Genomic DNA, 7,211 nt, shown 5'->3' on the forward strand with positions numbered 1-7,211 from the left:
GGTAAACGAAATTTGGTTACCAAATGTTCGTATCGCTTTCTCCTTATTATTAGCACCTAATGCCCTAGAGATAATACTGGCACCACCAATACCGATAGCCATACCCAAAGCCCCTATAAAAAACGAAATTGGCAAAACTACGTTGATTGCCGCAATAGCGATAGAACCGATCCAATTACCTACAAAAATGGAATCGACCAGAACATTTAGCGACATTACAAGAATACCGATACTAGCTGGCAACGCCTGTTTAATGAGCAAACTTGATATAGATTCCGTACCTAATTGTTCTGCGGAAACGTTTGCCATTAGTTTAGTTTTTTAATTAATTATATATCTAGATTAAATTGCTAAACCGTAATCTCTTTATTCTTTTTAATTGCCTTTGCAATATGGTCCCATAAGTTAATGCGCTGTTGTAAGGCTTTTTCAGAACATTCTAAAACGTCATGCCATTTAGCCTCATCTTCTCCACACAATTCTTGAATCATTTTTAACGAAAGTGGACCATGTTCATCTCCATCTAACTCAATATGCCTTCTTAAATAGTATTCCAGTTTAGGGTATGCATCTTTTCCCGCCTGATCAACAATTTTCAAGAACATATCTGGTATTAACTCTTCTCTACCAAATGTAAAGGCGGCCGCAATTTTATGAGGCTGTTGTGTTTTAATCGTTTCAAAAGTGAAATTTAAAAATGATTTAACGGCAACACTTAAATCAGAATTTTCTATTGTTTCAAGAACAGTTTCCAAGTTTTCAATTCTAGTAAGAAAGTCTGTTATTTCAGTAATATCTGCACCAACCTCGACCATGGCATCCAAATACATTTCATAATGACTTTTTAAAACTCCCAACTCATTAACATCAGTTTCTTCCTCAAGAACAATCTCATTAATAAACCGAGCAGTATTTGTGTTAGAAACCGGTTTCCATGGTAATGTTGTACACGTAAGGTTAATCTGGAGTGCTTTTAGCAAAGACATAAAATCCCATACCGCATAAACATGGCTCTCCATAAATATACGAATATCAGATACCGAATTTAGCTCATTATAAAGCTGATGGTTTCTTAATTTCTCCCTTAACGGATCTAATATAGTTTCAATTTCTTCGATTCTCATAGCAGTGATTTCTAAGAATTTTAATAGTGTTATGTACTTGGCGCAACGTCTAACTTATCAGTTACTTGCCAATTATTTACCCATTTTGCCATTACACTTACCCAGGCATCACTATCATTCATACATGGAATATGTTTATAATCTTCACCACCAGCTTCCATGAACTGCTCTTTACCTTCCATTGCAATTTCTTCTAAGGTTTCTAAACAATCACTAACGAAAGCAGGAGTTATAACCGCCAACTTTTTCTTACCTTCTTTTGCCAGTCTTTCAAACTCATAATCTGTATACGGCTTTAACCATGGATCACCTGCCAAACGAGATTGAAACGAAGAACTAACTTGCTCTTCCTTTAAACCTAAATAAGCCTTTACCATTTCTGTAGTATCATAAACCTGATGTCTATAACAAGTATTATGGGCAACAGAATTTACATTACAGCAAGTACCATCTATTTTACAATGAAAACTGGTTGGATCGCTTTTGCGAATATGACGTTCTGGAATACCATGATATGAAAACAAAATATGATCGTAATCAAACCCTTCTAATCCGTCTTTTATACTTTCTGAAAGCACCTTGATAAACTCTGGATGCTTATAAAAGGCAGGTAGCGTAGTAATTTTCATTTCTGGAAAAGAAGCCTCTTGCTCTTCTAACACTTTTACGACTACCGTCTCAAAACTAGACATGGCATAATGCGGATACAAAGGCACTAAAAGCACATCATCAACACCTTTATCTTTTAACTCTTGCATGGCATTTTTAATGCTCATAGTACCATAACGCATACCCAAGGCAACAGGCATTTCTGTCTGTGTTTTCAATTTATTTGAGAAACGTTCAGAAATAACGACTAGCGGAGAACCCTCTTCCCACCATATTTTAGCATACGCTTCAGCAGATTTCTTAGGTCTGGTCTGCAAAATAATTCCTCTTACTAGAATAGTTCTTAACCATTTAGGCGCGTCAATAACACGCTCGTCCATTAAAAATTCATCTAAATAAGGCTTAACATCTTTTGGTGTTGGGCTATCTGGCGAACCTAAATTAACCAATAATACTCCTTTCATAGCGTATGTGTTTGTTATTCGATTGCAAAAATAACACTTGCAAATCGATGATATTTTAATTTTCGACAATAGTTTTTCTATACTCTCATAAAGCAAACTAATAACTACCTAATTAATTTTTAGTGCTGTTTAAATTTAGTAAGTTGTAATTCATCAAAAACTATAACACATTTCTCAATGAATACAATTTTTGATACCGTACCTAAAAATGAGCTATATCTATTTTTAATATCTATTATAGCTATACTTTTCTCCTACTGGTTAATTTCCTATTTCCTTAGAAAATTTGGGAAAGACCCTAAGTATCTGTTACCAGAAGGCATTTTCAAAAAACTTAGCCGACCCATTTTTTTCATTTTCATCTCTATACTAGTTCGTTCAGAATCCTTAAGGACCTTATTAAATTTAACTGAGCATGAATACTTCTTTAAAAAGACCAGTACTATTTTATTCATATTCTCTTTTACCTGGCTTTTATTAAACCTTTTAAAAATTATCAAAAAAATAGTCATTAGTAATTATGACGTTCACGTAGAAAATAATTTAAAGGCACGTAAGATATATACACAATTTAATATTCTTGAACGAATATTAATTTTCACCATAGTCATATTGGCCATGGGTGCCGCTCTTATGAGCTTTGAAAGCATACGGGAATTAGGTGTAAGTATTTTTGCTTCTGCAGGTGTTGCCGGTATTATCATTGGTTTCTCTGCTCAAAAAATGATTGGTACTGTCTTAGCAGGTATTCAAATTGCCATTGCGCAACCTATTAAAATAGATGATGTTGTCATTGTAGAAGGCGAATGGGGCCGTATTGAAGAAATAACTCTAACCTATGTTGTGGTAAAAATTTGGGACAAACGAAGGTTGATTGTACCCACGCCTTACTTTATTGATAAGCCTTTTCAAAATTGGACCAAAACCTCATCTGATATCCTTGGCACTGTTTTCTTGTATACCGACTACAACGTCTCATTTGATGCGCTACGTGAAGAGTTGACCAAAATTTTAGAAAGCACAGACCTTTGGGATAAAGAAGTAAATGTTCTTCAAGTAACAGAAAGCAAACAGGATAGCGTAGAAATTAGAGCGTTAATGAGTGCCAAAGACTCTCCTACCGCTTGGGATTTACGTGTTCTTGTCCGTGAAAAATTGATTACTTTCTTGCAACAAAACTATCCAGAGAGTATTGCTAGGAATAGGGTTTTGTTGGAAAAGTCAACCGATGAGAATAACAATTCATAATTTAGCCTTATGAAGTATAAATTTCTTTTTCTTTTTCTAACTACATGCCTTGCAGTTAAAGCCCAACAAATCACTTGCTCCCCAAAAGATAAAGCTGCTGTTGAAAACAAACTTGTAGAAATCGACGGAATGTACGATGGCAATTTCGGTGAAACAATGGTGAGCGTTGGCAAGTCGTTTATGAAGACCCCATATGTAGCTAAGACCCTTGAAATTGGTAATACAGAAACATTGGTCGTTAATCTACACGGGTTAGATTGTACCACATTTGTTGAGAATGTATTGGACCTTTCTAAGCTATTAAGACAAAAAGACCTGTCTTTTGATGCATTCGTAAAAAACTTAGAAGTGATTAGATATAAAGATGGCGAACTAGACGGTTACGCATCACGTTTACATTACTTTTCTGAATGGATTGCCAACAATGCCGAAAAAGGACTTTTAAAAGATATAACAGGCGAAATTGGCGGCACAGAAATCACAAAGGATATCAATTTCATGAGTACCCATAGAGATCTGTATCCGTTTTTGGCTGATGACATCAATTACTCAAAAATTAAAGCTTCTGAGAACTATTTAAATAATCAAGCCATTTGTGTTTTGGCACAAGATGAAATTACCAAAAATGAACATCTTATTCAATCTGGGGACATCATTGCTTTAGCAACTTCTATCAACGGATTAGATGTTACTCATACAGGCATTGCTACCCGTGAAAAGGATGGTAGAATTCACTTACTACATGCATCCACAGGGTCAATGGAGGTCGAAGTATCTAAATTACCATTAGCCGATTATCTAAAAGGGATAAAAAGCAATACAGGTATCATGGTTGCCAGACCTCTTTAAAAACTTAGCTTCCTGCAAGCGCCAATAAATATTTCTTTGGTGTGGTATTATACTTTTTCTTGAAAGCAGCTATAAAGTGACTAGAGGTACTATACCCTACTTTAAGCCCAATTTCATTGACATTATACTGACCGGTTTCTAAAAGTCGCTTCGCATAATCCATCTTATGATCAAATAAAAAGCTATAAACCGAATCACCATAAATTTGCTTAAAACCTTCTTTTAATCGTTTTAAACTTAAGCCTACCTCACTTGATAATTCTGCCAATGTTGGTGGTTCTGCCATATTCGCCAGAATAATCTCTTTAGCCCTTTTTATCTTCTTTACATTTTCCTCATCTGCTAAATAAGGGCATTGCTCAATATCTGCATTGGGGCTTCTATTAAAATACAAGGCTATTAATTCATATATCTTACCTTTTACATAAAGTGATTTTATGGAAGGGTGTAAATTGTAATTCACGATCTGACTTAAAATTACTGCTATAGACGGGGAAAAGGGCTCTTGAGAATAATATTTCTTCTCTTTGTTATCAGCACTTAAAAATGGTATATAATCTGCCTCTGCCGTAAATAAAGAATGAAATTTCCGCAAGGTCATTACCACAGAAACCAAAGATGATTTCGGATTAAGATTTAAATTCAACGGTAGATCTAACTGTGTGTTATACAGCAATAAAGAGTTTTCCTCTTTTACATCTAAACTATAATTACCTTGATTAAAATTATAAGAACCACTACCCTTTAAACAGAAGTGAAATTGAATAAAGCGTTTGTTAATATCACGGCCGTATTGTACTGCTGTATCTTCCTCATTCTGAAATTTTAGCACGTAAAATCCGTCCTCTATCAACACCTCTTCATATGACCCTTGAGCGTTATTTTCTATATCCATTTTCTTCAATTTATTTTATATCTATTTAGAAAGCATCTAAATAAAATTTTATCAATCATCGAAACCACCATAAAATTATGACTAATAAACTGATAAATGTCATATTTTGACCAAAAATTCGGCAGACGACATTAATTGTACCTCTAGCGTTGTTTTTATTGAATGGATGCTCATATTTTTGTACCCGCTTTATGAAGAACTATCACATTTCTAAACATAACTCTTTTTACACCATTGGACTTAACTACAAAAAGGCTGATGCTGAGGCTCGTGGTAAATTTAGTTTAGACGAAGTGGCTGTTAAGTCACTTTTAGAAGAAGCTAAAAATCAGGGCATAGATGGGTTATTGGCAACATCCACTTGCAACAGAACAGAGTTGCACGGTTTTGCCCAACATCCTTTTCAACTTATAAAATTACTATGTGACCACTCTAACGGAACTGTCGAAGCTTTTCAAGAAGTTGCATATGTATATAAAAATAAAGAAGCTATCAACCACCTTTTTCGCGTGGGAACAGGATTGGATAGCCAAATACTTGGCGATTTTGAAATCATAAGTCAATTAAAGCAAAGTTTTAAACGTTCTAAAGAATTGGGTATTGCCAATCCGTTTATAGAACGTCTTTGTAATAGCATAATACAAGCAAGCAAGCGCATTAAGAATGAAACAGAAATTTCATCTGGCGCAACATCCGTAGCATTTGCATCTGTACAGTACATAATGCGTAATGTAGAAAATGTATCGAAAAAGAACATTCTCTTATTCGGAACAGGAAAAATTGGTCGTAATACGTGCGAAAATTTAATAAAGCACACCAAAAATCCGCATATTACCTTAATCAATAGAACAAAAGGAAAAGCTGAGCAAATTGCCGGTAAGTTCAACCTTAAGGTAAAGGATTATGGAGATTTACAATCAGAAATAAGAACTTCAGACATTTTGGTAGTTGCCACAGGTGCACAAAAACCAACGATTACCAAAGAATTGATTTACACCAATAAACCTTTATTGATTCTAGATTTATCGGTACCAAAAAATGTAGACGCCAGCGTTTCAGAAATGGATAATGTTACTGTAATTCATTTAGATCATTTATCTCAAATGACAGATGAAACGTTAGAGCGTAGAAAGCAATTTATTCCAGAGGCAGAAGCTATTAATGAAGAGGTGAAGAACGATTTCAACCAATGGTTAGAGACTAGAAAATTTGCCCCGGTTATTAAAGCTTTAAAACAAAAATTGAAGACTATTAAAGATGAAGAGCTGGACTACCAATCTAAAAAAACGGTCGATTTTAATTCGCATCAGGCAGATGTAGTGACCAACCGCATCATTCAAAAAATAACCAAACAATTTGCAAATCATCTAAAGGATGACACGGTAGATTCCAATTCAAGTTTAGAATTTATCCAAAAAGTATTTCAATTAGAATTGGACGAACAATGAGTAAAGTAATACGATTAGGCACACGCGATAGCGAATTAGCGCTATGGCAGGCGAATACCGTAAAAGATCAACTACAAAATTTAGGGTATAAAGTAAAGTTAGTACCGGTAAAATCTACCGGAGATTTAATTCTTGACAAACCCTTATATGAATTGGGAATTACCGGCGTTTTTACAAAAACGTTAGACGTTGCCATGATTAATGGTGATATTGACATTGCGGTACACTCCATGAAAGATGTACCAACTGCCCTGCCACAAGGAATTGTAAAAGCTGCTGTTTTAAAGCGTGGCAATTACATGGACATCATGGCATTTAAGGAAAATGAAGAATTTTTAGGTTCTCGTGATGCTATCATAGCTACCGGAAGTTTGCGAAGACAAGCCCAATGGCTAAACAGATACCCAACACATACCATAGTAGATTTAAGAGGAAATGTAAATAGCCGTTTAGAAAAGTTGTACAACAACGAATGGAACGGTGCTATTTTTGCCGCTGCCGGTTTGGAACGTATTGGTTTAGAGCCAGAAAACACCATCGGACTTACTTGGATGTTACCTGCACCTGCACAAGG

Annotated in this window: 8 protein-coding genes; 4 read left to right on the top strand and 4 right to left on the bottom strand. The window is 35.1% G+C overall.

From position 1 onward, the window contains the following. From ABJI11_RS08735 to hemH, 3 genes are all read right to left on the bottom strand, one after another. Positions 1–309: MATE family efflux transporter (locus ABJI11_RS08735; RefSeq protein WP_348351299.1), on the bottom strand; the 309-nt coding region annotated here is incomplete at its 3' end. 41 nt (positions 310–350) lie between these two features. Further along, on the bottom strand, positions 351–1,124 hold the full coding sequence (locus tag ABJI11_RS08740) for a DUF3050 domain-containing protein (protein ID WP_348351301.1): 774 nt from the start codon (positions 1,122–1,124) through the stop codon (positions 351–353). 29 nt (positions 1,125–1,153) lie between these two features. Then, on the bottom strand, positions 1,154–2,197 hold the full coding sequence (hemH, locus tag ABJI11_RS08745; protein ID WP_348351303.1) for a ferrochelatase: 1,044 nt from the start codon (positions 2,195–2,197) through the stop codon (positions 1,154–1,156). A gap of 177 nt (positions 2,198–2,374) precedes the next feature. Here hemH and ABJI11_RS08750 point away from each other — a divergent pair, with 177 nt between their 5' ends. Next, positions 2,375–3,445 carry a mechanosensitive ion channel domain-containing protein gene (locus ABJI11_RS08750; RefSeq protein ID WP_348351305.1) on the top strand — a complete coding sequence of 357 codons (1,071 nt, stop codon included), beginning with the start codon at positions 2,375–2,377 and terminating at the stop codon, positions 3,443–3,445. A 9-nt stretch (positions 3,446–3,454) separates the two neighbouring features. Then, a complete protein-coding gene (locus ABJI11_RS08755) occupies positions 3,455–4,294 on the top strand; it encodes an N-acetylmuramoyl-L-alanine amidase-like domain-containing protein (protein ID WP_348351307.1) in 840 nt (279 codons plus the stop codon). 4 nt (positions 4,295–4,298) lie between these two features. Here ABJI11_RS08755 and ABJI11_RS08760 read toward each other — a convergent pair whose 3' ends face one another. After that, positions 4,299–5,189: an AraC family transcriptional regulator gene (locus ABJI11_RS08760; RefSeq protein ID WP_348351309.1), complete on the bottom strand. Its 891-nt coding sequence runs from the start codon at positions 5,187–5,189 to the stop codon at positions 4,299–4,301. A gap of 191 nt (positions 5,190–5,380) precedes the next feature. Here ABJI11_RS08760 and hemA point away from each other — a divergent pair, with 191 nt between their 5' ends. Together hemA and hemC are read left to right on the top strand one after the other, a co-directional pair. Further along, complete coding sequence (hemA, locus tag ABJI11_RS08765; protein WP_348351311.1) at positions 5,381–6,637, top strand: glutamyl-tRNA reductase; 1,257 nt, start codon at positions 5,381–5,383, stop codon at positions 6,635–6,637. Further along, positions 6,634–7,211, top strand: a 578-nt coding sequence (hemC, locus tag ABJI11_RS08770) for a hydroxymethylbilane synthase (RefSeq protein WP_348351313.1), incomplete at its 3' end; no start/stop codon positions are given. The genes hemA and hemC, both read left to right, overlap by 4 nt.

Origin of the sequence: Maribacter sp., from assembly GCF_039968975.1 — a bacterium.
In the GTDB taxonomy this organism is placed as follows: domain Bacteria; phylum Bacteroidota; class Bacteroidia; order Flavobacteriales; family Flavobacteriaceae; genus Maribacter.